The following is a 22,632-nucleotide window of genomic DNA, read 5'->3' on the forward strand; positions in this document are numbered from 1 at the left end:
CGGCGACGTCAGCTCCCGACGAGCGGAGCGAGGATCTTGTCGAACTCTTCAATCGAGATCGCGCCCCGCTGGATCTGGCCGTTGATGAAGAACGTCGGGGTCGAGTCCACGCCGATCTTGGCGCCCCGATCCCGTACCGCGTTCACCGCGTCATAGATCTGCTGGTTTTTCAAGCAGGCTTCGAAGGATTCCTGTGTAAAGCCCGCCTGCTTGACGAGCGAGGAGAGTCCCTGGAGCGGCTTGTCGGTGAACGCCCAGTTCTTCTGCTGCGAGAACAGGAGGTCGACCACCGCGTAGTATTTGTCGTTGCCGGCGCACCTCGCGAGCATGAAGCCCGCGGTGGCGAGGGGATCGAGCGGGAATTCCCGCAGCACGAAGCGGACCTTGCCCGTGTCGATGTACTTCGACTTGAGGGCCGGCCAGGTCTTGCCGTGGAAGGCCGCGCAGTGCGTGCAGGTCATCGACGCATATTCGTAGATGGTGACCTTGGCGTCGTCCTTGCCGAGGAAGATGTCTCCCATCGGACCCGGGATCGCCAGCTCGGCCGCAGATTGAGCCGCGGCCGGAGCGGACAGACCCGGCAGCGCCAGGGCGAGCGCGCCCGCGGCGGCGAGGCTGTGGAACACGGAACGGCGGGTCGGCATCGATCGTCTCCTCGGTCTGGCTGCCCAGGCTGTGCGGCTGTCGCGCCGGAGCCGGGTCCACGTCGACAATCCATCGGCACGAGCATTGTGGCAAGACGCAGGTAAGCCCGAGTGAGACACCGGGTGGAAGCAACCTGCGCGCCCCAGCGCGGTCACAAACGCGTCAACGGGCCGCTTTTCGCGACAGGATGCCCGCACCGAGCCTCACCAGCGCATCCCGCAGGGCATCGTCCTCGACCCCGCCGACGACGTCACGCGCCGCCGCGACGGCGCTCTCGTCGGGGGGAGGGGGCGGCTTGGCCACCACCCTGTCGCGCCCGACCGGCCCCTGCTTCAGGACGATGCGGCCGACACAGCGCCAGCCGTAGCGCGTGTTCACGCGCTCCATGATCACCGGGACCATGTGCTGCACTTCGAGCGCGAAGGCGCCCTCGACGCGGATCTCCAGGGTCGCCGGTTCGCCGGGAGAACCGTCGACGACGCCGGCAGGCTTGCGCGGCCAGCGCATCCGCAAGGGCTCGCAGTGAGGGGCGAGCCGGGGCCCCACGATCTCGGGCCAGCCGACGACGACGTCGGACGCCGCGAATCCCTTGGCGGCGAGAATCGGCCCGATCGCCGAATCGAGCAGGTCGGCCAGCGGCGAGAGCCGCGGCTTGAAGGGCCGGGGGGACGGGGCCTTGTCTTGCGTCGTCTTGTCCACAGCCTGCCTCTTGCGATGCCGGGGCCGCACCGTCAGCCTTGTTAGCATGACGCGATCCCCCGCTCCCGACAAACGCGCAAGTCCGCTTCCGGATGCCGCGGACGCCCTCCTGGCCTGGTACGACCGGCATCGGCGGGTCCTGCCCTGGCGCGCCCGCCCCGGCGAGACGGCGGATCCCTACCGGGTGTGGCTGTCGGAGGTCATGCTGCAGCAGACCACCGTCAGGGCCGTCATTCCCTATTTCCAGAGGTTCCTCTCCCTGTTCCCGACCGTCGCCGACCTCGCGGCGGCGCCGACGGAGGAGGTCATGAAGGCCTGGGCCGGGCTCGGCTACTATTCCAGGGCGCGCAATCTCCATGCCTGCGCCAAGGCCGTCGTTGAGAAGCATGGCGGCGTGTTTCCCGACGGCGAGGAAGCCCTGCGCGGCCTGCCGGGAATCGGGGCCTACACGGCGGCGGCGGTGGCCGCCATCGCCTTCGACCGCAGGGCGGTGGTGGTGGACGGAAACGTCGAGCGCGTGGTGACGCGGCTCCATGCCTTCGAGGAGCCGTTGCCCGGTTCCAAGCCCGCCATCCGCGCGCTCACCGACGCGCTGACGCCGTCGCGGCGGCCGGGCGATTTCGCCCAGGCGATGATGGACCTTGGCGCCACGCTGTGCTCGCCGAAGAACCCGGCCTGCGGGCTGTGCCCCTTCGCCGACCGGTGCGAGGCCCGCGCGCTGGGCACCGCCCAGAGCTTTCCGCGCAAGGAGAAGAAGACCGAAGGCAAGCGCCGCTCCGGCGCCGCCTTCGTCGCGGTGCGGGCCGACGGCGCCATCCTGGTGCGCACGAGGCCGCCCAAGGGTCTTCTGGGCGGGATGACCGAGGTGCCCGGGACCGCGTGGGCGGCGACCCGCGACGACTCGGGCGACCTCGGCGAGGCTCCGCTCCCCATCGCCTGGCAGAAGCTCCCGGGCGCCGTGGTCCACGTCTTCACGCATTTTCCCCTCGACCTGACCGTCTACCGTGGCCGGGCCCCGGTGCCGACGCCGGCCCCCCCGGGCACACGCTGGTTGCCGGCCGGCGAGATCGCGGGCGCCGCCTTTCCCACCGTGTTTCGCAAGGTCCTCGCCCATGCGGGCGTGGAGGGCTGATCGACCCGCCCGGAGCGCCGTGAGTCCCGCACGACCGCCACGCCGCCGCGCGATGTTGCGAAACGGAAAGGTCGATCGTCCCCATCCATTGGTCGAAGGACGCAAAAATCCTGTTATTTCAACGGGATGATGGAGATCCGACCATCCTTGACACCTAACAGACCGGAAACTATGGTGCGCCCGACTTTCAAGGGGGTGTCCGGTGGCGCCCCGGGCTCTTGGGCGCGGTTTTCGCCATGACGGCTGACGACCAGCGAGACGGGCACGGGACGGGACCGGGATCTCCCAGGGACGTCGATCTCTCCGGAAGGCTCGAACGCCTGGAAAAACGTCTCGCGGAAACGCGTGGCGCTGCTCCCGGCGGGCGCGCGGACCGCACGCCCCAGAAGGCAGATCCATCCTCGATGGGGAAGGCCTTCCGTCTCTCGACGGAGTTCATCGCCGGCATCATCGCCGGGGCTGGCATGGGGTGGGGGCTCGACCAGTTCGCGGGTACGCGACCCTGGGGGATGATCATCTTCGTGCTGCTGGGCTTCGGCGCCGGCGTCTGGAACGTGATGCGTGCGTCGGGCTTCGTCCGGCCGCCCGGATCGCCGGACGCGGGTGGGGGATCCTGACCGAATTCGTGGTGCCGTTTCGACGGCGGGCGTGCGGCCTTCCTCCGGGAAGGACGCGCGACGGAAAAGAGAGAGCCTGACCGGCCATGGCCGATCCGATTCATCAGTTTCAGCTGAAGACCATTGGGCAGCCTCTGTTCCACATCGGCGGGACGGAAATCGCCTTCACCCAGTCGGCGCTGTACATGTTCGCCGCCGTGGCGGTCATCACGGTCGTCATGCTGATGGCGACCTTGAGCCGCAGCATGGTGCCGTCCCGGCTCCAGTCGGTGGTGGAACTGCTCTACAATTTCGTGGCCGACACGGTTCGAAGTTCGGCTGGGCACGACGGGATGAAGTTCTTCCCGCTCGTCTTCTCCCTCTTCATCTTCATCCTGGTCCTGAACCTGGCGGGCATGCTCCCCTACGGCTTCACGGTCACCAGCCACATCATCGTCACGGCGGCGCTCGCCGGCCTGGTGATCCTCACCGTCATCATCTACGGGCTGATGGCGCACGGCACGCACTTCTTCGGCCTCTTCGTGCCGTCGGGCGTGCATCCGCTCATGCTGCTGATCCTGGTCCCGATCGAGGTGATCTCGTTCATCTCGCGGCCCATCAGCCTCTCGGTCCGTCTGTTCGCCAACATGCTGGCGGGTCACATCGCCCTCAAGATCTTCGCGGGCTTCATCGCCACGCTTCTGGCCGCCGGGGCCTGGGGAATCCTGTCCCCGCTGCCGCTGGCGCTCACCGTCGCGCTCACCGCCCTCGAAGTGCTGGTCGCCGTGCTGCAGGCCTATGTCTTCGCCACGCTGACCTCGATCTACCTTCACGACGCCCTTCACCCCGGCCACTGACGTCACCCCGGCCGGGGCTTCTCTCCCCACGATCCGACCTCAAGGAGTGTTCCATGGATCCCGTCGCTGCGAAGTACATTGGCGCTGGTCTGGCCTGCCTCGGCATGGCGGGCGCCGGCATCGGCCTCGGCAACCTGTTCGGCCAGTTCCTGTCGGGCGCCCTGCGCAACCCGTCGGCCGCCGACGGCCAGCGCGGCACGCTTCTCCTCGGCTTCGCGCTGACGGAAGCGCTCGGCATCTTCTCGCTGCTGATCGCGCTGCTCCTCCTCTTCGCCGTCTGATCGGCGGCAAGGTCGGTCGTCGTCCGGCGCGGGGCGGTCATCCGCCCCGCTGCCCGTGGTCGGCGGTCCAGTCAGTCTGAGGAATGGTCATGGCGCAGACGACACATACATCGACCGGACATGCTCCCGCCGAGCACGGCGGCGGCTTTCCGCCGTTCGACAGCAGCACCTTCGGTGGCCAGCTGCTTTGGCTGGCGATTGCCTTCGGCGCGCTCTACGTGCTGATGAGCAAGGTGGCCCTGCCGCGTGTCGCCGCGATCCTCGAGGAGCGCAGCAACCGGATCGAGGGCGACCTCGACAAGGCGGCCAAGCTCAAGTCCGAGACCGATGCCGCCATCGCGGCTTACGAAAAAGCGCTCGCGGATGCCAAGGCGAAGGCCCAGGCCATCGCCGGCGAAACCCGCGACAAGCTCGCTGCTGAATCGGACGCCCGCCGCAAGGCGCTGGAGGCCGACCTCAACGTCAAGCTCGCCGCGGCCGAGCAGCAGATCGTCGACGGCAAGCAGAAGGCCATGCAGAACGTCCGCGGCATCGCGGTCGACGCGGCCGCTGCGATCGTCGAGCGCCTTGCCGGGCAGGCGCCCGCGACCGACGAGGTCGAGGCTGCCGTTTCCCGTTCCCTGGCTCAGTGAGGACGCGCCATGTTCTTCATGGAACCTGAATTCTGGGTCGCCGTCGCCTTCTTCATCTTCGTGGGCATCGCCTGGAAGATGGGTGCCTTCAAGGCGCTGGTCGATGGTCTCGACGGCCGCAGCGCCAAGATCAGCGCCGAGCTGGAGGACGCCCGCCAGCTCCGCGAGGAAGCCCAGCGCGTCCTGGCGGACTACCAGAAGCGCCGTCAGCAGGCCGAGTCCGAGGCCGACGACATCGTGAAGGCCGCCCGGGCCGAGGCCGAGCGTCTCGCCCAGGACGCCCACGCCAAGCTCGCCGACTTCGTCGCCCGCCGCACCAAGATGGCCGAGCAGAAGATCGCGCAGGCCGAGGTCCAGGCGACTGCCGAGGTTCGCGCCGCTGCCGCGGAGGCCGCCGTCAAGGCTGCCGAAGGCATCCTGCGCAACCGGGTTCACGGCGGCAGCGGCGACGCGCTCGTGAGCCAGGGCCTGGCCGAAGTTCGGGCCAAGCTGAACTGATCCGCTCGCACACCGGATCCACTCCGAGACAGGCCGCCTCCGGGCGGCCTTTGTCGTTTCAGCCCTTCCGTGTGTCCTGCCGACCCTGCATCCGGGGCGTGCGAAATTGTCGCACCCTCGCGTAACGGTGGCTTAAGCGCTGCCGCTTTCTGCTGACGTCGTTTCAGACGTCTTTTTTTATGTCGTGGTTTCAGATGGGTACGTTGCGACGGATCTGGTCGTTCCGCTATCTCGTGGCGGACGACAGCCTACCCCAGCGAAAGCTCGCGGTGCGGACACTCAGGACCTTCGGCGCCAAGTTCGTGAGCGACGTCGGGTCCGGAGCGGACGTGTTGTCGGCCGTGCTCGAACGCTCGCCGGACGTCATCCTTCTCGACTGGTTCATGACCGACATGAACGGCGACGTCGTGTTCCGGTCTCTCTCGTCGATCGACCTGGCTCCCCGGCCAGCCATCATCGTCATGACCGCCTTGCCCACGGCAGCCATGGTGGCCATGGCGAGGGACCTCGGCGCGGTGACGGTGATCCGCAAGCCGTTCGCACCCGACGTGCTGCTGCGCAGCATCGCCCGCGTGGCCGAGACGGTCCCCAGCGTCGAGGTCGAGGGCGCCCGTCACAAGCTCATGCCGACGGGCCAGGGGGACGGGGCGTTGCGTCCAATGCCGCCCGAATCGTCTTGAAGTCGCGCCAGGCGAGCCGCTTCTGCAGCGGCTGCCGCAGCAGGTAGGCCGGGTGGAGGGTTGCCAGGGCGCGGATCTCCCGCGTGCCGGTGGCGTAGGTCGTCCATCGGCCGCGGCTTTTCAGGATTCCGTCCTTCGTGGCCAACAAGGCCTGCGCCGACGGACCTCCGAGGCACACCAGGATGTCGGGATCGGCGAGCTCGATCTGCCGCTCGATGAAGGGCTGGCACACGGCCGCCTCCTGCGGCGTGGGCGTGCGGTTTCCCGGCGGCCGCCACGGAATGATGTTGGCGATGTAGACTTGGTCCCGGTCGAGGCCGATGGCCGCCAGCATGCGGTCCAGCAGCTGCCCGCTTCGCCCCACGAAGGGCTTGCCGATCCGGTCCTCCTCGGCACCCGGGGCTTCCCCGACGAACATCACCCGCCCGGCGGGATTGCCGTCCGCGAAGACCAGCGACTTCGCCGTTCCGCGCAGGGCGCAGCCCTCGAAACGCTCCAGCAGCCCCCGCAAGGCGTCGAGATCCGGTGCGGAGCGCGCCAACTGGCGCGCCTCCTCGGTCGCGTCGCCCGGAGCGGCGACCGGGCGAGCGCCCGGCGAGGGCGTTACCCGCTCCTGGACGACGGGCCGGCGCGCCTCGGCCAGCCGATCGCGCGGCGCCTCGTCCACCACGGCGTCGACGCCCATCTCCACGTACCAGCGGATGAGCTCTGCGGCAGATTGGCGGGGGTCGAAGGCGAGGTCGTCCATGGCTCGTTTCTAGAGCATGCCGCGCCTCCAGGGAAACGCGGCGTGGTCTCACGCCCCGGCGGCGGCACGCTGTCTGCGAGAACATCGCGTCCCCCCTTTCACGGCCCGCGTCCGGAGCGTCGGGGACGCGAGGGGAATGGCCTGCGAGCCCTCGTGCAGTCCTCCGTCCGCTTTTGCGCGGCAACGGTCGAGCCGGTGGCAAAAGGACGGCTTGCAGGCTTTTCGCCCGTCCTCCATAGGTGAACGCGAAGCAAAGCGGAGATGACCGGGAATGGACCTGGCCGAAGCCCAGAGCACGCCCCGCGAGGGCATGGACTACGACATCGTCATCGTCGGAGCGGGCCCCGCGGGCCTTGCCGCCGCGATCCGCGTGAAACAGGTCAATCCGGATCTCTCGGTCGTCGTGGTCGAGAAGGGATCGGAGGTCGGGGCCCACATTCTTTCCGGGGCCGTCGTCGATCCGATCGGTCTCGACCGGCTTCTGCCCGATTGGCGCGAGGATGACACCGCGCCGCTGCGCACCCCCGTGACGGACGACCGCTTCTACGTCCTCGGGCCGGCGGGAGCCCTGCGGCTTCCCAACATGTTCATGCCGCGGCTGATGTCCAACCACGGCAACTACATCGTGTCGCTCGGCAACGTCGCGCGCTGGCTTGCGACTCGGGCCGAGGCGCTCGGCGTGGAGATCTACCCGGGCTTCGCGGCGGCCGAGGTGCTGTTCGGCGAGAGCGGCGAGGTCGTCGGCGTCGCGACCGGCGACATGGGCATCTCGAAGACGGGCGAGGTGAAGGACGGCTTCACGCGCGGCATGGAGCTGCGTGGCAAGTACGTGCTCTTCGCCGAGGGGGCCCGCGGGTCGCTGTCGAAGCAGCTGATCGCGAAATTCAACCTCGCCGAGGGGCGCGAGCCGCAGAAGTTCGGCATCGGCCTGAAGGAGCTGTGGCAAGTCGCGCCGGACAAGCACCAGCCGGGCCTCGTGCAGCACAGCTTCGGCTGGCCGCTCGACAACTCGACCGGCGGCGGATCCTTCCTCTACCATCTCGAGGACAATCTCGTCGCCGTCGGCTTCGTGGTCCACCTCAACTACCAGAACCCGACCCTCTCGCCCTTCGACGAGTTCCAGCGCTTCAAGACCCATCCGCTGGTGCGCTCGACGTTCGAAGGCGGCAAGCGCATCAGCTATGGTGCCCGCGCCATCACCGAGGGCGGCTGGCAGTCGGTGCCCAATCTGGCCTTCCCGGGCGGCGCGCTGATCGGGTGCTCGGCCGGCTTCGTCAACGTGCCCCGCATCAAGGGGTCGCACAACGCCATCCTCTCGGGGATGATGGCGGCGGAGCACGCCTGCGACGCGATCGCGCAGGGGCGCTCGAACGACGTGCTCGCGGGCTACGAGAAGACCTGGCGGGATTCCGCCATCGGGCAGGATCTCAAGAAGGTCCGCAACGCCAAGCCGCTGTGGTCGCGCTACGGCACCGCAATTGGCGTGGCGCTCGGCGGCCTCGACATGTGGACCAACGAACTGTTCGGCTTCTCGCTGTTCGGGACGCTGGGCCATGGCAAGCCCGACCACGCGACGCTGAAGCCCATCGACCAGGTGAAGCCCATCGCCTATCCCAAGCCCGACGGCGTCGTGTCGTTCGACAAGCTGTCGTCGGTGTTCCTGTCGGCGACCAATCACGAGGAAGACCAGCCGGCCCACCTGAAGCTGGCGGATCCCTCGATCCCGGTGGCCAGGAACCTGCCGGTCTATGGCGAGCCGGCGCGGCTCTACTGCCCGGCCGGCGTGTACGAAATCGTCTATGCCAATGCCGACGCGAAGACCGATCCCCGCTTCGTGATCAACGCGCAGAACTGCGTGCACTGCAAGACCTGCGACATCAAGGACCCCGCCCAGAACATCACCTGGGTGACGCCCGAAGGGGGCGGCGGGCCCAACTATCCCAATATGTAGGCCTCGCGGCGCGATCGCGAGGAAACCAGGATCGGCGGGGAAAAGGGACGAACTGTCGCTCGACCTTGCCCGCGCACCCCAAAAACGCCATGTTGCGGGGACGATTCAGCGATGACTAGGGCTGCGCCGCGCAGCCCGTCGGAGACACCACGCCGTGGCCCATTGGACTTCGAAGTCGGGGCGCGCACGCGCCGCTTTCATCCGGACAGCCGCGACCGCGGCTCTGCTGGCGGCCGGCCTTTTGCCGGGGCCCGTCCAGGCGGCCGGGGAAGGCGCGACGCAGGCTTACACCGACACCATCGACGCCGGGTCGAGCCTGGCGGGCAACTACCTGTCCGCATGGGTCGCCGGTGCCTCGCGGGACACGAGCGCGGCCGCCTTCTTCTATCGCGAGGCGCTGCGCGACGATCCACGCAGCGCGGAATTGACCGAGCGGGCCTTCATCGCGCTGCTGGTCGAGGGGGCCTATCCCGAGGCGGTGAAGCTCGGCGAGCGCATCGTCGCCAAGCAGCCGGCCAACGTTCCCGCGCAGCTCGTTCTGGCGGTCCGCGATTTCAAGGCCAAGCAGTACGCGAAGTCCCGGCAGCGCTTCGCCCGCGGCGGCAAGAACCGGGCGGACGACCTCACCGGCACCCTGCTGAGCGCGTGGTCCTATCTCGGGGCCGGGAACGCCAAGAAGGCCATCGAGACGATCGACGCGATGAAGGGTGGCGAGGGGCTCGGCGTTTTCCGCGACTACCATGCCGGCCTGATCGCCGACGTCGCCGGCAACGTTCCGGAGGCCGAGAAGCGCCTGAAGGCCGCCTACGACGCGGAGAGCCGGACCCTGCGCATGGTCGACGTCTACGGCCGCTTCCTCGCGCGCCGCGGCAAGATCGACGAGGCCAAGAAGGTCTACGCGGCGTTCGACAAGCTGCTGCCGCGCCATCCGATCGTGGTGGACGCGATGGCGAAGCTCGACGCCGGTAAGCCGCTCGACAGCGCCGTTCCGACCGTCGCGGCCGGCGCCGCCGAAGTGCTTTACGGGCTGGGCGCCGCGGGCAACCGGCAGGGCGACGAACTGGCCGGCATGATCTACCTGCGGCTGGCGCTGTGGCTCGACAACTCGAACGTTCTGACGACCATCACGCTGGCCGACATCTACGACCGCCTGAAGCAGCTCGAGCGGGCCAACGACACCTACGAGATGGTGCCCGCGACCTCGCCGATGCGGCGCAGCTCCGACATCCAGATCGCGCTCAATCTCGAGCAGCTCGAGCGTCGCCCCGAGGCGGTGGAGCACCTGCAGAGGATCCTGACGACCTCGCCGAAGGACTTCGACACGCTGAGCGCGCTCGGCAACGTCTATCGGTCGCGCAAGGACTTCGAGAAGGCGGTTGACGCCTACACCCGCGCCATCGGCACGCTCGACAAGGTCGAGCAGGGGCACTGGTCGGTGTTCTACTTCCGCGGCATCGCCTATGAGCGCACCAAGCAGTGGCCGAAGGCGGAGGCCGACTTCCGCAAGGCGCTGGAGCTCTATCCGGACCAGCCGCTGGTGCTGAACTATCTCGGCTATTCGTGGGCCGACCAGCACATGAACATCGACGAGGCGTTCAAGATGCTGAAGCGCGCCGTCGAGCAGCGCCCGACGGACGGCTACATCGTCGACAGCCTCGGCTGGGCCTACTACCGGCTGGGCCGCTACGACGAAGCCCTGCGCTTCCTCGAGAAGGCCGTGGAACTGAAGCCCGCCGATCCGGTCATCAACGACCACCTCGGCGACGTGTACTGGAAGGTCGGCCGTCGCCTCGAGGCGACGTTCCAGTGGAACCACGCGCGCGACCTGAAGCCGGAGCCCGAGGATCTTCCCAAGATCCTGGAGAAGATCGAGAAGGGCCTCCCGGACGATCCGAAGCCGGCCGCGGCCGAAGCCGAGCCCAACAAGGCCAGCGGCGGCTGACGCCAGACGACGTGGCCGGCCCCGTGCTCGCCGAACGTGCCCCGGCCAAGGTGAACCTGACGCTCCACGTGCGGGGGCGTCGCGAGGACGGTTATCACGACCTCTTCAGCCTCGTGGCCTTTGCCGGCGCCGGCGACAGGCTGGAGCTGGTGCCGGGCCCCGACCTGTCCATTGCCGTCGAGGGGCCCACCGCAGTGTCGGCGGGGCCGGACGACGAGAACCTCGTCATCAAGGCGGCGCGGCTCCTGGCGCGCGAGGTGGCGGGGCTGCGCCTCGGTGCGTTCCGGCTTCTCAAGCGCCTTCCGGTGGCCGCTGGCCTGGGCGGAGGATCCTCCGACGCGGCCGCGGCCCTGCGGCTGCTCGCCCGGCTGAACGGGCTCGCCCCGGACGACCCGCGCCTGTCCTCTGCGGCACGAGCCACCGGCTCGGACGTGCCGGTGTGCCTCGATCCGGTGGCCCGCATCATGGCGGGAGCCGGCGAGCGGGTCGGACCGCCCCTGGGGCTCGCTCCCCGGTTCGCGGTGCTCGTCAACCCGCGCCGTCCGGTGCCCACGCCGTCCGTGTTCGCGCAACTCGGGCTGGCCAAGGGGGCGGCCAATCCGGCCGACCGTGGCGAGGGGGCCGACGACCCGGCGGACCTCATCCTCAAGGGGCGCAACGACCTGCAGGCGCCGGCGCTGTTCGTGCAGCCCGTGATCGGGGAGGTCTTGTGGACGCTCGCGGTGACGCCCCAGGCCACCATCGTCCGCATGTCCGGTTCCGGCGCGACCTGCTTCGCGCTCTATCCGGATTGCCACGCCGCCGCCCGCGCCGCGCGCCAGGTCCGGCTGCGCCGGCCGGAGTGGTGGGTGGTGCCGACGGTGCTGCGCTAGGCCGGTCCAACGTGCACCTGCCTCTCCGCATCCGGGTCGGGCGTCATGGCTCCTTTGCCAGCCGCTCGATCTCCGCCCTGCGTTCCGCCGTGTCGGGGTGGCTCGACCAGAGGCTCGAATCGTCCTGCTTGCCGAGGCGGCCCAGGATCCTCGCCAGGGCGAGGGGATCCCGTCCGGCGGCCTTCATCGCGGCGACCCCGTAGCGGTCGGCTTCGCGTTCGAAGTCCCGGGAGTAGGAGAGCATCTGCAGCGCTCCGGCCTGGGTCGCGACGGTGTCGGCGAGATGGCCGGGATCCCCGCCGATCATGCCCATCACCACGTAGATGCCCAGGGCCGCATAGAGCTGGCGCAGGCCATGGCGGGCCTGCACGTGACCCGCCTCGTGGGCCAGGACGCCCAGGATCTCGTCGTCGGTGCTCGCCAGCGTCAGGAGGCCGTCGGTGACCAGCACCGTGCCGCCGGGAAGGGCGAAGGCGTTCGCCCCGATGGAGGGCGCGCTGGCGAAAAGCAGCCGGGGCGGCGGCCCCTGGTAGCCCGCCTTGTCCAGCATGTCCGCGAAGGCCGATCGCAGCTGGTCCTGCCGGGCCTGGGACACGGTGGTCGGCTGCAGGATGGAGCGCTCGAACGTTTCCCGGCTGGCGGCGTCGATGGCTGTCACCACCGCCGCGGGCGTCACTGCGGCGAGGCCCCGCGCCGCTGCGGGCACGCCCCAGACGTAGAGGGCGGCCGCCGTCAGCACCAGGCCAACGGTCGCGGCCGCCACCGCCATCCAGTTGCGCTCCACGCGGTTGAGCACCGCCTCATGCGCGCCGGAGACATGGCCGAGGACGGCGAGGTCGGCGTCCCAGGGAACCTCGAAGGCGCTGCCGTCGGAAAAGCGGATCTGGACCGGGATGCGCCCGACCCGCTCGCTCACCTCGGCGATGGTGGGCGCGGCCCGGCGTTCGCCGTCGCCGAGATCGACGATCAGCGTGCCGGCCTCGCGCCGCAGCACCGCGTTGCGGACCGTCGTGGCTCCCTGGGCGAAGAAGCGCCCCCGCAGGCCCTGGCTCTGGCCGGGATCAGACACCGAGGTCGATCCCTCCGACGTCCACGTATTCCGAGGCGACGACCGAGCCCTGCGTGGCCGCCGCCGCGACGATCCCGTCGAGCGAGCCCTGCACGACCAGTGCCGAGGACGCCATCGTGTACCGGTAGGACCGGATGGCGGCCCAGGGGCGCATGAGGCCGATGGTGAGGATGGTCACGACGGTGTTCGACACGGCGATCCAGGCCATCTTGGCCCGGTTCAGGCGAGAGACGAGCTGGTGGCCGGGTTCGAGCCGCGTGGCGCCGAACAGAACGTTCCTGACGCCGGCCCGGTAGAACACCGCCGAGACGATGAAGGAGACGTAGATCGCAAAGGGCACGACCGCGACCATCTCGCGTCCATCGACGGATTTCCCGGCGGTCGCCACCATGATCAGCCCGATCAGCACGGCGAACGCGACCGAGCAGCCGAGCAGGAACAGGACGCTCAGTCCGAGATTGCCGTAGAGCGGGCCGACCTTCATGTCCGTGCGGAAAGCCGCCACGCCGAAGCGGAGCCGGTTTCCGACATAGCTGCCGGACAGCTTCGAGAAGAACGGCAGCAGCAGGCCCAGCGACAGAAGGATCAGGACGGGGAAGACGGCGTAGATGAAGAAGGCGGACCAGTAATTGCCCTGGAACGAGAACCGCACGTTGCGGTAGCTCGTCATCCGGGCATTGAACGCCAGCGAGCTGTTGATGGCCCAGGGCAGGGCGAAGACATAGGCGACGAGCAGGACGGAGAAGAACGGCGAGATGGCCACCAGCGCCTGGTAGAGGATCAACGCGCCGACGACCAGGACCCGCCCCTTGAGGATCTGCATCGGCTGGGCGTGGTAGTCAAAGGTGTGCCCGTCCAGCTCCGTGTTGCCGTAGAAGTAGCGCAGCCGCCTGACCTTGGCCCAGGCCGAGTAGATGCCGATCGTGACGATCGACAGCAGCACGTTGACGATCCAGATGCCGAAATACTCGGAGGCCTGCCCGCGGAACTGCGGCGTGACCTCGCGCGGCACCAGGGAGCGGATCGGGGCAGGGGCGGCCGGTGCTCCCGGCGCATCGGCGACGAACTGGCCGCAGGAGGGGCAGAACCGCACCTGGTCGGGCAGCTTGGTGCCGCAGGCGGAGCAAAAGGAGGGGGTCATCGCGCACGCAGTCGAATGGATCGTCGAATAATCTCCATATCGTGCATGCGAAATGTCGCCCGACAAGGACCGTCGGGCGACATGCTTCACAGTCCGTGAGCAGAGCGAGGGCGCAGGAGCCGCGGTTCGACGCCGCTAGACCATGCTCGTCCGTGCTTGGTCTTGAGCGGCAGGGTCCGCGGCTTCGGCCGGCCTTAAGCGCCGCCGATCTCGCTCAGCACCACGCCGGTGCCGTTGCAGTCCTCGCACATCGATCCGTCCGGCATGCGGCCCTTGCCGGCACAGTGCCGGCAGGTGTTCTCGCCCGCGCCGGGCGTTCCGGCTGGGGCTTCGTCGCCGGGTCTTGGGCTCTGTGAGGGAACGTATCCTTCGTTTCCCGGGTCGCCGCTCATCGCTGCTTCCTCCGCGCTGGGTCCGGTCGTAGAACGCCGGCCGCGCGGAGGAGTTCTCGCGGGCGGGTCAGTAGGCCCGGGAAATGCAGAAATCGACGGCTTCGAGCATGGCCGACTTCATCGGGCCATCCGGGAACAGGGCCAGCGCGTCGACGGCCATGGCGCCGTAGTGACGGGCGCGCTCCACGGTGTCCTCGATCGCACGGTGGCGCCGCATGATCGAAATGGCGTGCTCGAGCTCGGCGTCCGAGCCGTTGCCCGCCTCCATCGTCTTCTTCCAGAAGGCGCGCTCGGCGTCGCTGCCGCGCCGGAAGGAGAGCACGACGGGCAGCGTGATCTTGCCCTCGCGGAAGTCGTCTCCGACGTTCTTGCCGAGCTTGGCGCTGGTGCCGCCGTAGTCGAGCGCGTCGTCGATGAGCTGGAAGGCGATGCCGAGATTGGCGCCGTAGCTGCGGCAGGCGGCCTGCTCGGCCTTGCCCTGGCCGGCGATGATCGGCCCGACCTCGCAGGCGGCGGCGAAGAGCGCCGCCGTCTTGGCGCGGATGACCGCGAGGTACTCGTCCTCGGTCGTCTCGGTATTCTTGGCGGCCGCGAGCTGCATCACCTCGCCTTCGGCGATGACGGCCGCCGCGGTCGACAGCACGTCGAGAGCCTGCAGCGAGCCCACCTCGACCATCATCTTGAAGGCCTGGCCCAGCAGGAAGTCGCCGACGAGGACGCTGGCCTCGTTGCCCCACAGCATGCGGGCGGCGAGCCGGCCGCGCCGCATCTCGCTGCCGTCGACGACGTCGTCGTGCAGCAGCGTGGCGGTGTGCATGAACTCGACGCTGGCCGCGAGCTTGGCGTCGCCCTCGCCGCTGTAGCCGCACAGCTCGGCCGTCGCGAGCGTCAGCATCGGGCGCAGGCGCTTGCCGCCCGAATTGATCAGGTGGCGCGCGATCTCGGGAATCAGCATCACGTCCGACCCGACGCGGGCCAGGATGAGCTGGTTCACCTTGTCCATGCCCCCGGCCGTCAGGCGGACGAGGGCGTCGATGGACGGTGCGGACGACGGCTTGCCGTCCATATTGAGTACGATGCCCACGCGAATGCCTCTCTGCGGACCGCGGCCGGGTGTGCCGCGACCCGCGCAAACTGCCACGGTGAAGGGGGGCCGGCAACACGCCAGTTCGTCACGCGCGGCGAACCGCCGCCCCGGTTGCGTTTGCCGGCTCCAGCAGGGATGGTGCGGCATGATCCCGGTCCTTCGCACCAACGACATCGTGCTCCTGTCTCTCGCCGAGGCGATCCTGCAGGATGCGGACGTGGCCTGCTTCGTGGCCGACCAGCACATGAGCGCGATCGAGGGCTCGATCGGAGCCTTTCCCCGGCGCCTCCTGGTGCCGGCCGACGAGGTGCGCCAGGCCCGTCGGCTCCTGACCGATGCCGGGCTCGCCGCCGAACTGCTGCCCGCGCAGGAGCCTTGATTGACAGAGCCGGCCGAGCCCAACGCGGCGGTGCGCACGGACGCCTTTCTCGGCGGCCGCCTGCACCTGCGCCAGCCCGTCCGCGGTCACCGCGCCGGGACCGACGCGCTGCTGCTGGCCGCTGCCGGCCCCCAGGGCTTTGCCGGACGGGCCGCCGATCTGGGGGCCGGGATCGGCGTGGTGGGGCTCGCCTTCGCGTTGCGCGAACGGGGGTGTCGGATGAGCCTCGTCGAGGTCGAACCCGGGCTGTGCCGGCTCGCCGCGGAGAATGCGCGGGCGAATGGGCTCGCGGAGCGGGTCGAGGTGATCGAGGCCGACGTCCTGGCCTCGGGAAAGGGGCGGCGGGAGGCCGGGCTTGCCGCCGACGCGTTCGATCTCGTGCTGACGAACCCGCCCTTCGACGATGCCGGGCGCGGGCGCCCCTCGCCGGATCCGGCCAGGCGGCTGGCCCATCTGTCCGCCGCGGGCGATCTGGAGGCCTGGTTCGGGACCGCTGCCGTTCTGCTGCGCCCGAAGGGGCGGTTCATCGCGATCCTGCGCGCAGACGGGCTGTCGAGGGCTCTGTCAGCCCTGGGGCCGGCCTTCGGGGGCGTTACCGTGCTGCCGATCCACCCGCGCGACGGGGTGCCGGCGACCCGCATTCTCCTGCGCGCCGTGCGCGCCAGCAGGGCGCCGCTGGCGATCGCGCCGGGCCTCGTGCTCCACGCGGCCGACGGGGCCTTCGTCCCGCGGGTCGAGGCGATGCATCGCGGCGACGCAGCCCTGGCGTGGTGACGGGTTCATCCGCGCGATCACGCGTTCACCGGCTCGCGGCAACTCACTGACGCACGGGCTGGGGAGCGGGCGTCGCGGTCCTGCAGGTGTTGATGACGGGTTCGCCGTAGCCCACGCCCACGACGCGGACCGTCTTGGCGCAGCCGGCGGGCGTGGCCGTCACGACCTCGGCCTTGCGCTCGGCCGGGGCCTGGGGAGCGTCCATGCTGGCCGTCTGGACCGGGGCCGGCCGGTCGATGGTGGCGGTGCCGGCGGTGGCACCGCCGTCGAAGCCCACGACGGCGGCGGTCAGGACCAGGGCGGCGGCGGAAGCGGTGGCGAGCAGGCGGATCATGGCGGTCACCCTCGAAGCGTGTTGTTCCGTGTCTGGACGCGTCAATGCCATTGCGCCCGATTGGCCGATGTGCGGCGGCGCACACGTCTCAACGCCGTCACCGACTCTCGGTTTCCGGCGATCGTGAGGCAGCGATCGGCAGGGTGAACAAACCGGGTTTTCATCGTTGGCCCTGATGCTGTATGCGACAGGTGCGGCCCGGCCGCACCGCAGACCGCTCCTGGGAGCGTGCCGTTCAGGCGGCCGGCCCATACCGAGAGACCTCGCATGACCGATGCCCTGCGCCCCGAACGCTCGTTCCAGGGACTGATCCTGACGCTCCACCGCTTCTGGGCGGAACAGGGTTGCGTGGTCCTGCAGCCCTACGACATGGAGGTCGGCGCGGGGACCTTTCATCCCGCCACGACGCTGCGCTCGCTGGGTCCCAAGCCCTGGAAGGCGGCCTATGTGCAGCCCTCGCGCCGGCCGAAGGACGGTCGCTACGGCGAAAACCCGAACCGCCTGCAGCACTATTACCAGTACCAGGTGATCCTGAAGCCCTCGCCGCCGGACCTGCAGGACCTGTACCTGCGCTCGCTCTACGCGATCGGCATCGACCCCGGCGTGCACGACATCCGTTTCGTCGAGGATGACTGGGAAAGCCCGACACTCGGCGCCTGGGGCCTGGGCTGGGAGTGCTGGTGCGACGGCATGGAGGTGAGCCAGTTCACCTATTTCCAGCAGGTCGCCGGCTTCGAATGCTCGCCGGTTTCGGGCGAACTCACCTACGGGCTCGAACGCCTGGCCATGTACGTGCAGGGCGTGGACCGGGTCTACGACCTGAACTTCAACGGCGGCAGCGGGGCCGACAAGGTCACCTACGGCGACGTCTTCCTGCAGGCCGAGCAGGAATATTCTCGCCACAACTTCGAGGCGGCCAACACGGAGATGCTGTTCCGGCACTTCAAGGACGCCGAGGCCGAGTGCAAGGCGCTGCTCGAGCAGGGCGCCGCGGGGGCCAATGGCGGGCCGCACACCATGGCGCTGCCGGCCTACGACCAGTGCATCAAGGCGAGCCACGTCTTCAACCTGCTCGACGCGCGCGGCGTGATCTCGGTCACCGAGCGCCAGAGCTACATCCTGCGCGTCCGCGAACTCGCCAAGGCCTGCGGCGCGGCCTGGCTGCAGACGGACGGCGGCGGGTTCTCGGGCTGAACCAAGGCGACCCGTGCCTGCGCTTGCACGCTCGCACGGCGTCGCTTGCGCTGACGCATTTGCCGCGGCCTGCGGCCACGCCTTAGCCTAGGGGCGACGGCGCGCGGAGGGTGCGTCGCATCGGAGAGCTCACACATGACGACGCCCGCCATCGGGGGCAAAGCGCCCATCCCCGTCGAGGTCAAGGCCGGCCAGGACTACTGGTGGTGCACGTGCGGCCAGTCGAAGAACCAGCCGTTCTGCGACGGTTCGCACAAGGGCTCGACCTTCACGCCCCAGAAGTTCACGGCCCCGGACGACAAGAAAGTCTTCTTCTGCACCTGCAAGCAGACGAAGAACGGGCCGATGTGCGACGGCAGCCACAAGGCGATCGCCTGATCGACCTCCGGTCCTCGTGCCGCCGGCATGGACCCCTCGTCTTTGCCGTTCCTGCACCAAGCCGCCCAATCGGGCGGCTTTCGCGTCTCGACAGGTCGGCTGCTCCTGATTAAAGCCAGTACTCCGGCTCCGGCCACGATCCTGGTGTCAGCGCATGCCCGACCTGCTCATCGAACTGTTCTGCGAAGAGATCCCCGCCCGCATGCAACGGCGTGCCGCGGAGGACCTGAAGTCGCTCGTGACGGACGCGCTGGTCGGTCGCGGTTGCGTCTACGAGGGCGCGCAGGCCTTCGCGACGCCGCGTCGCCTGGCGCTGCACGTAGCGGGCCTGCCGGCGAGCCAGCCTGATCTTCGCGAGGAGAAGAAGGGCCCGCGCGTGGGCGCGCCCGACGCCGCGATCCAGGGCTTCCTGAAGAGCGCCGGCCTGAGCGACATCGGCCAGGCGACCGTGCAGACCGATCCCAAGAAGGGTGATTTCTACGTCGCCATCGTGGAGAGCAAGGGCAAGCCGACTCCCGACGTGATCGCCGAGATCATGCCGGGCATCATCCGGTCCTTCCCCTGGCCGAAGTCGATGCGGTGGGGCAACGCCTCCTCGCAGCCCGGCGCGCTGCGCTGGGTGCGTCCGCTGCAGTCGATCCTGTGCACCTTCGGCCCGGAGACCGAGACGCCGGACGTCGTGCCCTTCGAGATCGACGGCTTGCGCTCGGGCGACTTCACGCGCGGTCACCGCTTCATGGCTCCGGACCTGATCCTCGCGCGCCGGTTCGAGGACTACGAGCAGGCCCTGCAGCGCGCCAAGGTCGTGCTCGACGCCGACCGCCGCAAGGAGATCATCCTGGCGGATGCGCGCAACCTGGCCTTCGCCCGCGGCCTCGAACTCGTCGAGGACGAAGGCCTCCTGGAGGAGGTGGCCGGGCTGGTGGAGTGGCCCGTCGCGCTGGTGGGAAGCTTCGACGAGAGCTTCCTGGCCATTCCGCCCGAGGTGGTCCGCGCGACGATCCGCGCCAACCAGAAGTGCTTCGTGCTGCGCCAGCCCGCGGAGAAGGGCGGGGCGCTGTCGAACCATTTCGTCCTGGTCTCGAACATCGAGGCGAAGGACGGCGGCGAGAAGATCGTCGCCGGCAACGAGCGCGTCGTGCGCGCCCGCCTGTCGGATGCGCGGCACTTCTGGGAGACGGACCAGCGGCCGCTGCCGGACTACGCGATGGTCGCGGACAAGCCGCTCGACCAGCGTCTCGCCAAGCTCGAGAACCTCAACATCGTCTTCCACGAGAAGCTCGGCACCCAGGGCGAGCGCGTGGAGCGCCTGGTCGAGCTCGCGCGCGCCATCGCGCCGATGGTGGGCGCGGATGCCGACCTCGCGGGCCGCGCGGCGCGCCTCGCGAAGGCCGACCTCGTGACCGAGATGGTCGGCGAGTTCCCCGAGGTGCAGGGCCTGATGGGCCGGCGCTACGCCGAGTTGCAGGGCGAGCACCCCTCCGTCGCCGCGGCGATCGAGGAACACTACAAGCCGCAGGGTCCGTCCGACCGGGTGCCGACCGACCCGGTCAGCATCGCCGTCGCGCTCGCCGACAAGCTCGACACGCTGGTCGGCTTCTGGGCCATCGACGAGAAGCCCACCGGCTCAAAGGATCCCTACGCCCTGCGCCGCGCCGCACTCGGTGTCATCCGGATCGTGCTGGAGAACGAGACGCGCCTGCCGCTCGGCACGGTGTTCGGCGCCGTCGTGCGCTGCTGGCTGGAGCAGAAGGCTCCGGCCGTTCTCGCGGGTCTCAACGGCTGGTCCTCGCCCGCGACGCTCGAGGAGCTCGCGCAGATGGAGCGGGTGATGACCGCGGCCTTCCGCACGGCCAAGCTCGGCGACTTCTTCGCGGACCGGCTCAAGGTCTATCTTCGCGACCAGGGCGCGCGACACGACCTGATCGACGCCGTGATGTCGGCCGGCGAGAACCAGGACGACCTCCTGATGATCGTGCGCCGCGTGGACGCGCTGGCGAAGTTCCTCGACAGCGAGGACGGCGCCAACCTGCTCGCCGCCACCAAGCGCGCGGCCAACATCCTGCGAATCGAGGAGAAGAAGGACGGGCGTTCCTACGCCGAGCCGCTCGACCTGCCGCTCCTCAAGGGCGCGGGGCAGGCCGAGGAGAAGGTGTTGGCCGAGGTCCTCGACGTGGCCGAGGCGCATGCCCGCCAGCACGTCCTGGCGGAGGATTTCGCCGGCGCCATGGGGCAGCTCGCGGCGGTCCGTCCCGCGCTGGACGCCTTCTTCGACAAGGTCACCGTGAACGCCGACGATCCGGCGCTGAGGGCCAACCGCCTGCGCCTGCTGGCGCGGCTGCGCGAGGCGACACGGGCGGTGGCGGATTTCTCGAAGATCGGCGGGTGAGGCGTTCAATCGGTCGTGCGTCCTTCGACACGGCCGCTCCGCGGCCTGCTCAGGATGAGGACCTCTGTAGTCGTGCATAATCCACGGTCCTCATCCTGAGCAGCGGCCGCAGGCCGCGTGTCGAAGGACGCGGGATCTCTCACCAGCGGGGATCGTGATGGCGCTCAAGGGCATCCTCTTCGACAAGGACGGCACGCTCGTCGACTTCGAGCAGACGTGGGGGCCGGCCACCTACGAGGTGATGCGCGAGATGTCCGCCGGCGACGAGGCCGCCTTCCGCAAGCTCGCCGAGCTCAATCATTTCATCGTCGAGGAAAAGCGCTTCCTGCGCACCTCGCCGCTGGTGTCCGGCACGTCCGCGAGCTACGGCCACCTGTGGGCGGAAGCGCTCGGCCGCGAGAACCACCCGGACCTCCATGCCGAGATGGACCAGCGCCTGTCGGACTGGGCCCTGAAGTCGATGGCGCCGATCGGCGAGCCCCTCGCGGTGCTGCAGCTCCTGGCGGAGGCCGGCTACCGGCTGGGCATCGCGACCAACGACGCCGAGGCTTCGGCCTGGCGGCAGGTCGAACGGCTGGGGCTCGCGCCGCACCTGGAATTTGTGGCCGGCTACGACTCCGGCCACGGCGAGAAGCCTGAGCCGGGCATGGTGCTGGCCTTCGCCGCCCGGATCGGGGTGCCCCCCGGCGAGGTCGCGCTGGTCGGCGACAGCCGTCACGACTTGCATGCCGCCAAGGCGGCGGGCGCCGTCGCCATCGCGGTGCTCACCGGGCCGGCGACGCGGGAGGAGCTGGAGCCGCTCGCCGATCACGTCGTGGACAGCATTGCCGACCTTCCCGCGCTGCTGGGGGCGGCCGGACCACGGGCGGCCTGAGCGTGCCGCCGGGAGCTTTCGCCGAGACACTTGCCGCACGGGGCACCCCGATGCGCGTTCCGGCCGGGACCGTGCTGTTCCGGCCGGGCGACAGTTGTGGCGGGCTGCTGGTGGTGCAGGAGGGGTGCATCCGGGTGCAGCTCGTGTCGGAGTCCGGCCGGCAGATCACGCTCTACCGGGTCGTTCCGGACGTGGCCTGCGTTCTGTCCACCCAGTGCCTCCTGGCCGGCGGGACCTATCCGGCGGAAGGGATCGCCGAGACCGAAGTGGCCGGTTCTTTCCTGGGGGCGCGAGACGTCGAAGCCCTGCTGCGGGACGACGCCGGCTTCCGGTCCTGGCTCTTCGGGGTCTACGGCACGCGGCTCACCGAACTCGTGCTGCTGGTCGAGGACCTGCTCGAGACAGCCATCGACCGGCGCCTCGCCGAACTGCTGCTGCGGCAGCGGGACGGGGACGGCCGCGTGGCCCACACCCACCAGGCCATCGCCGCCGAGCTCGGCACGGCGCGCGAGGTGGTGAGCCGCCATCTGAAGGATTTCGAACGGAGGGGGGCCGTTGCGCTGGCGCGGGGCACCCTCACGGTGCTGCAGCCGGATCTGCTCCAGCGCTGGGCGGCCGGGCCGGCGGCCTGAAGCCTAGAGCGGAATCCGACCTGACCGAGTCAGGTCGTCCGCTCCAGGGTCCTGACCGAGCATCATCCTTTTCCACCAACCGGCATCCACTTGGTGGGATGATGCTCTACTCGACGCCCGTTCCGCCCGTCACGAGCGGCTCACGCTCCGTCATGATCTTCACCACGCTCACCGCGGCGGCCCCGATGAGGCTTCCCACCGTGGTCCCGGCCAGCACCACCATGACGGCGACGCCCAGGCACGCAAAGCCCAGCATGCGCAGGCGGCGCGGCCCCTGCGCTGCGACTTCGCCCTCGACGGAAACGTCGCCACGACCGACACTCAGGCTCGGGAACCGCGAACACAGAACCACCCACAGGCGTTGCCACCGCGGGGGCTGCCGGGCCGGGGAGACCGGCTCCGTCCCGGGAACCAGGTCCGTCCCCTTCGTGTCCTCGCCATCGGAAGTACTCATGC

The 22,632-nt window shown here is 69.4% G+C and carries 26 protein-coding genes; 17 read left to right on the forward strand and 9 right to left on the reverse strand.

Going from position 1 to position 22,632, the window contains the following annotated elements; translation table 11 throughout:
- Nucleotides 1-8: 8 nt before the first annotated feature.
- Together Q0Q47_RS11950 and Q0Q47_RS11955 are read right to left on the reverse strand one after the other, a co-directional pair.
- Complete coding sequence (locus tag Q0Q47_RS11950; protein WP_293859423.1) at nt 9-644, reverse strand: DsbA family protein; 636 nt, start codon at nt 642-644, stop codon at nt 9-11.
- A 163-nt stretch (nt 645-807) separates the two neighbouring features.
- Nucleotides 808-1,344, reverse strand: a complete 537-nt coding sequence (locus Q0Q47_RS11955; RefSeq protein ID WP_293859426.1) for a DUF721 domain-containing protein — start codon at nt 1,342-1,344, stop codon at nt 808-810.
- Between the two features lie 46 nt (nt 1,345-1,390).
- On the opposite strand from Q0Q47_RS11955, the gene mutY reads away from it, so the two are divergent.
- From mutY to Q0Q47_RS11990, 7 genes are all read left to right on the forward strand, one after another.
- Nucleotides 1,391-2,476: an A/G-specific adenine glycosylase gene (mutY, locus tag Q0Q47_RS11960; protein ID WP_293859429.1), complete on the forward strand. Its 1,086-nt coding sequence runs from the start codon at nt 1,391-1,393 to the stop codon at nt 2,474-2,476.
- Between the two features lie 404 nt (nt 2,477-2,880).
- Nucleotides 2,881-3,093 (forward strand): AtpZ/AtpI family protein, encoded by a 213-nt coding sequence (locus tag Q0Q47_RS31140; RefSeq protein ID WP_367278238.1) that lies wholly within the window; start codon nt 2,881-2,883, stop codon nt 3,091-3,093.
- Nucleotides 3,094-3,179: 86 nt separating this feature from the next.
- Nucleotides 3,180-3,929, forward strand: coding sequence for a F0F1 ATP synthase subunit A (locus Q0Q47_RS11970; protein ID WP_293859435.1), 750 nt, complete (start codon nt 3,180-3,182; stop codon nt 3,927-3,929).
- 53 nt (nt 3,930-3,982) lie between these two features.
- Nucleotides 3,983-4,210: a F0F1 ATP synthase subunit C gene (locus tag Q0Q47_RS11975; protein WP_091831801.1), complete on the forward strand. Its 228-nt coding sequence runs from the start codon at nt 3,983-3,985 to the stop codon at nt 4,208-4,210.
- Between the two features lie 89 nt (nt 4,211-4,299).
- Complete coding sequence (locus tag Q0Q47_RS11980) at nt 4,300-4,842, forward strand: F0F1 ATP synthase subunit B (RefSeq protein ID WP_293859456.1); 543 nt, start codon at nt 4,300-4,302, stop codon at nt 4,840-4,842.
- 18 nt (nt 4,843-4,860) lie between these two features.
- Complete coding sequence (locus tag Q0Q47_RS11985; protein ID WP_293859768.1) at nt 4,861-5,340, forward strand: ATP F0F1 synthase subunit B; 480 nt, start codon at nt 4,861-4,863, stop codon at nt 5,338-5,340.
- 194 nt (nt 5,341-5,534) lie between these two features.
- Nucleotides 5,535-6,020 (forward strand): PleD family two-component system response regulator, encoded by a 486-nt coding sequence (locus Q0Q47_RS11990; protein WP_293859459.1) that lies wholly within the window; start codon nt 5,535-5,537, stop codon nt 6,018-6,020.
- Here the strand turns inward: Q0Q47_RS11990 and Q0Q47_RS11995 are convergent.
- Nucleotides 5,962-6,768 (reverse strand): uracil-DNA glycosylase, encoded by an 807-nt coding sequence (locus Q0Q47_RS11995; protein WP_293859462.1) that lies wholly within the window; start codon nt 6,766-6,768, stop codon nt 5,962-5,964. The genes Q0Q47_RS11990 and Q0Q47_RS11995 overlap by 59 nt on opposite strands.
- A gap of 271 nt (nt 6,769-7,039) precedes the next feature.
- Here Q0Q47_RS11995 and Q0Q47_RS12000 point away from each other — a divergent pair, with 271 nt between their 5' ends.
- The 3 genes from Q0Q47_RS12000 (at nt 7,040) to Q0Q47_RS12010 (ending at nt 11,533) form a co-directional block, all read left to right on the forward strand.
- Nucleotides 7,040-8,719, forward strand: coding sequence for an electron transfer flavoprotein-ubiquinone oxidoreductase (locus Q0Q47_RS12000; protein WP_293859465.1), 1,680 nt, complete (start codon nt 7,040-7,042; stop codon nt 8,717-8,719).
- Between the two features lie 154 nt (nt 8,720-8,873).
- Complete coding sequence (locus Q0Q47_RS12005; protein WP_293859468.1) at nt 8,874-10,661, forward strand: tetratricopeptide repeat protein; 1,788 nt, start codon at nt 8,874-8,876, stop codon at nt 10,659-10,661.
- A gap of 23 nt (nt 10,662-10,684) precedes the next feature.
- Complete coding sequence (locus Q0Q47_RS12010; protein WP_293859471.1) at nt 10,685-11,533, forward strand: 4-(cytidine 5'-diphospho)-2-C-methyl-D-erythritol kinase; 849 nt, start codon at nt 10,685-10,687, stop codon at nt 11,531-11,533.
- A 43-nt stretch (nt 11,534-11,576) separates the two neighbouring features.
- Here Q0Q47_RS12010 and Q0Q47_RS12015 read toward each other — a convergent pair whose 3' ends face one another.
- From Q0Q47_RS12015 to Q0Q47_RS12030, 4 genes are all read right to left on the reverse strand, one after another.
- On the reverse strand, nt 11,577-12,602 hold the full coding sequence (locus tag Q0Q47_RS12015) for a M48 family metallopeptidase (protein ID WP_293859474.1): 1,026 nt from the start codon (nt 12,600-12,602) through the stop codon (nt 11,577-11,579).
- The gene (locus tag Q0Q47_RS12020; protein ID WP_293859477.1) at nt 12,595-13,743 is read right to left on the reverse strand and encodes a DUF898 family protein; all 1,149 of its coding nucleotides are present in this window, start codon (nt 13,741-13,743) and stop codon (nt 12,595-12,597) included. Before Q0Q47_RS12020 ends, Q0Q47_RS12015 begins: the two co-directional genes overlap by 8 nt.
- A 194-nt stretch (nt 13,744-13,937) precedes the next feature.
- A complete protein-coding gene (locus tag Q0Q47_RS12025) occupies nt 13,938-14,135 on the reverse strand; it encodes a hypothetical protein (RefSeq protein WP_293859480.1) in 198 nt (65 codons plus the stop codon).
- Nucleotides 14,136-14,202: 67 nt separating this feature from the next.
- On the reverse strand, nt 14,203-15,201 hold the full coding sequence (locus tag Q0Q47_RS12030) for a polyprenyl synthetase family protein (RefSeq protein WP_293859771.1): 999 nt from the start codon (nt 15,199-15,201) through the stop codon (nt 14,203-14,205).
- A gap of 166 nt (nt 15,202-15,367) precedes the next feature.
- On the opposite strand from Q0Q47_RS12030, the gene Q0Q47_RS12035 reads away from it, so the two are divergent.
- Both Q0Q47_RS12035 and Q0Q47_RS12040 read left to right on the forward strand, forming a co-directional pair.
- Nucleotides 15,368-15,601, forward strand: coding sequence for a DUF2007 domain-containing protein (locus Q0Q47_RS12035; protein ID WP_293859483.1), 234 nt, complete (start codon nt 15,368-15,370; stop codon nt 15,599-15,601).
- Nucleotides 15,602-16,375, forward strand: a complete 774-nt coding sequence (locus tag Q0Q47_RS12040; RefSeq protein WP_293859486.1) for a methyltransferase — start codon at nt 15,602-15,604, stop codon at nt 16,373-16,375.
- A 43-nt stretch (nt 16,376-16,418) separates the two neighbouring features.
- Here the strand turns inward: Q0Q47_RS12040 and Q0Q47_RS12045 are convergent, their stop codons facing one another.
- Nucleotides 16,419-16,709, reverse strand: coding sequence for a hypothetical protein (locus Q0Q47_RS12045; protein WP_293859491.1), 291 nt, complete (start codon nt 16,707-16,709; stop codon nt 16,419-16,421).
- Nucleotides 16,710-16,976: 267 nt separating this feature from the next.
- Between Q0Q47_RS12045 and Q0Q47_RS12050 the strand changes: the two genes are divergently transcribed.
- The 5 genes from Q0Q47_RS12050 to Q0Q47_RS12070 all read left to right on the forward strand — a co-directional run bounded on the left by Q0Q47_RS12050 (nt 16,977) and on the right by Q0Q47_RS12070 (nt 22,176).
- Entirely contained in the window at nt 16,977-17,903 is a 927-nt protein-coding gene (locus tag Q0Q47_RS12050; protein ID WP_293859494.1) for a glycine--tRNA ligase subunit alpha, read from the forward strand.
- A gap of 135 nt (nt 17,904-18,038) precedes the next feature.
- Entirely contained in the window at nt 18,039-18,281 is a 243-nt protein-coding gene (locus Q0Q47_RS12055) for a CDGSH iron-sulfur domain-containing protein (protein ID WP_293859497.1), read from the forward strand.
- Between the two features lie 154 nt (nt 18,282-18,435).
- Nucleotides 18,436-20,670, forward strand: a complete 2,235-nt coding sequence (glyS, locus tag Q0Q47_RS12060) for a glycine--tRNA ligase subunit beta (protein ID WP_293859500.1) — start codon at nt 18,436-18,438, stop codon at nt 20,668-20,670.
- A gap of 157 nt (nt 20,671-20,827) precedes the next feature.
- Nucleotides 20,828-21,544, forward strand: coding sequence for an HAD family hydrolase (locus Q0Q47_RS12065; protein ID WP_293859503.1), 717 nt, complete (start codon nt 20,828-20,830; stop codon nt 21,542-21,544).
- 50 nt (nt 21,545-21,594) lie between these two features.
- Nucleotides 21,595-22,176: a Crp/Fnr family transcriptional regulator gene (locus Q0Q47_RS12070; RefSeq protein ID WP_293859506.1), complete on the forward strand. Its 582-nt coding sequence runs from the start codon at nt 21,595-21,597 to the stop codon at nt 22,174-22,176.
- A 106-nt stretch (nt 22,177-22,282) separates the two neighbouring features.
- Here the strand turns inward: Q0Q47_RS12070 and Q0Q47_RS12075 are convergent, their stop codons facing one another.
- Nucleotides 22,283-22,630, reverse strand: coding sequence for a hypothetical protein (locus Q0Q47_RS12075; protein ID WP_293859509.1), 348 nt, complete (start codon nt 22,628-22,630; stop codon nt 22,283-22,285).
- Nucleotides 22,631-22,632: the final 2 nt, after the last annotated feature.

Origin of the sequence: uncultured Alsobacter sp. (genome assembly GCF_945952055.1) — a bacterium.
Classification (GTDB): domain Bacteria; phylum Pseudomonadota; class Alphaproteobacteria; order Rhizobiales; family Beijerinckiaceae; genus Alsobacter.

Bases quoted from the DNA above. Each gene is read 5' to 3' on its own strand.
- Q0Q47_RS11950 (WP_293859423.1), bottom strand. From the start codon at position 644: ATGCCGACCCGCCGTTCCGTGTTCCACAGCCTCGCCGCCGCGGGCGCG.
- Q0Q47_RS12035 (WP_293859483.1), top strand. From the start codon at position 15,368: ATGATCCCGGTCCTTCGCACCAACGACATCGTGCTCCTGTCTCTCGCC.
- Q0Q47_RS12020 (WP_293859477.1), bottom strand. From the start codon at position 13,743: ATGACCCCCTCCTTTTGCTCCGCCTGCGGCACCAAGCTGCCCGACCAG.
- Q0Q47_RS31140 (WP_367278238.1), top strand. From the start codon at position 2,881: ATGGGGAAGGCCTTCCGTCTCTCGACGGAGTTCATCGCCGGCATCATC.
- Q0Q47_RS11985 (WP_293859768.1), top strand. From the start codon at position 4,861: ATGGAACCTGAATTCTGGGTCGCCGTCGCCTTCTTCATCTTCGTGGGC.
- Q0Q47_RS12075 (WP_293859509.1), bottom strand. From the start codon at position 22,630: ATGAGTACTTCCGATGGCGAGGACACGAAGGGGACGGACCTGGTTCCC.
- Q0Q47_RS11975 (WP_091831801.1), top strand. From the start codon at position 3,983: ATGGATCCCGTCGCTGCGAAGTACATTGGCGCTGGTCTGGCCTGCCTC.
- Q0Q47_RS12025 (WP_293859480.1), bottom strand. From the start codon at position 14,135: ATGAGCGGCGACCCGGGAAACGAAGGATACGTTCCCTCACAGAGCCCA.
- mutY (WP_293859429.1), top strand. From the start codon at position 1,391: ATGACGCGATCCCCCGCTCCCGACAAACGCGCAAGTCCGCTTCCGGAT.
- Q0Q47_RS12055 (WP_293859497.1), top strand. From the start codon at position 18,039: ATGACGACGCCCGCCATCGGGGGCAAAGCGCCCATCCCCGTCGAGGTC.
- glyS (WP_293859500.1), top strand. From the start codon at position 18,436: ATGCCCGACCTGCTCATCGAACTGTTCTGCGAAGAGATCCCCGCCCGC.
- Q0Q47_RS11990 (WP_293859459.1), top strand. From the start codon at position 5,535: ATGGGTACGTTGCGACGGATCTGGTCGTTCCGCTATCTCGTGGCGGAC.
- Q0Q47_RS11970 (WP_293859435.1), top strand. From the start codon at position 3,180: ATGGCCGATCCGATTCATCAGTTTCAGCTGAAGACCATTGGGCAGCCT.
- Q0Q47_RS11995 (WP_293859462.1), bottom strand. From the start codon at position 6,768: ATGGACGACCTCGCCTTCGACCCCCGCCAATCTGCCGCAGAGCTCATC.
- Q0Q47_RS12045 (WP_293859491.1), bottom strand. From the start codon at position 16,709: ATGATCCGCCTGCTCGCCACCGCTTCCGCCGCCGCCCTGGTCCTGACC.
- Q0Q47_RS12070 (WP_293859506.1), top strand. From the start codon at position 21,595: ATGCGCGTTCCGGCCGGGACCGTGCTGTTCCGGCCGGGCGACAGTTGT.
- Q0Q47_RS12030 (WP_293859771.1), bottom strand. From the start codon at position 15,201: ATGGACGGCAAGCCGTCGTCCGCACCGTCCATCGACGCCCTCGTCCGC.
- Q0Q47_RS12000 (WP_293859465.1), top strand. From the start codon at position 7,040: ATGGACCTGGCCGAAGCCCAGAGCACGCCCCGCGAGGGCATGGACTAC.
- Q0Q47_RS11980 (WP_293859456.1), top strand. From the start codon at position 4,300: ATGGCGCAGACGACACATACATCGACCGGACATGCTCCCGCCGAGCAC.
- Q0Q47_RS12050 (WP_293859494.1), top strand. From the start codon at position 16,977: ATGACCGATGCCCTGCGCCCCGAACGCTCGTTCCAGGGACTGATCCTG.
- Q0Q47_RS12065 (WP_293859503.1), top strand. From the start codon at position 20,828: ATGGCGCTCAAGGGCATCCTCTTCGACAAGGACGGCACGCTCGTCGAC.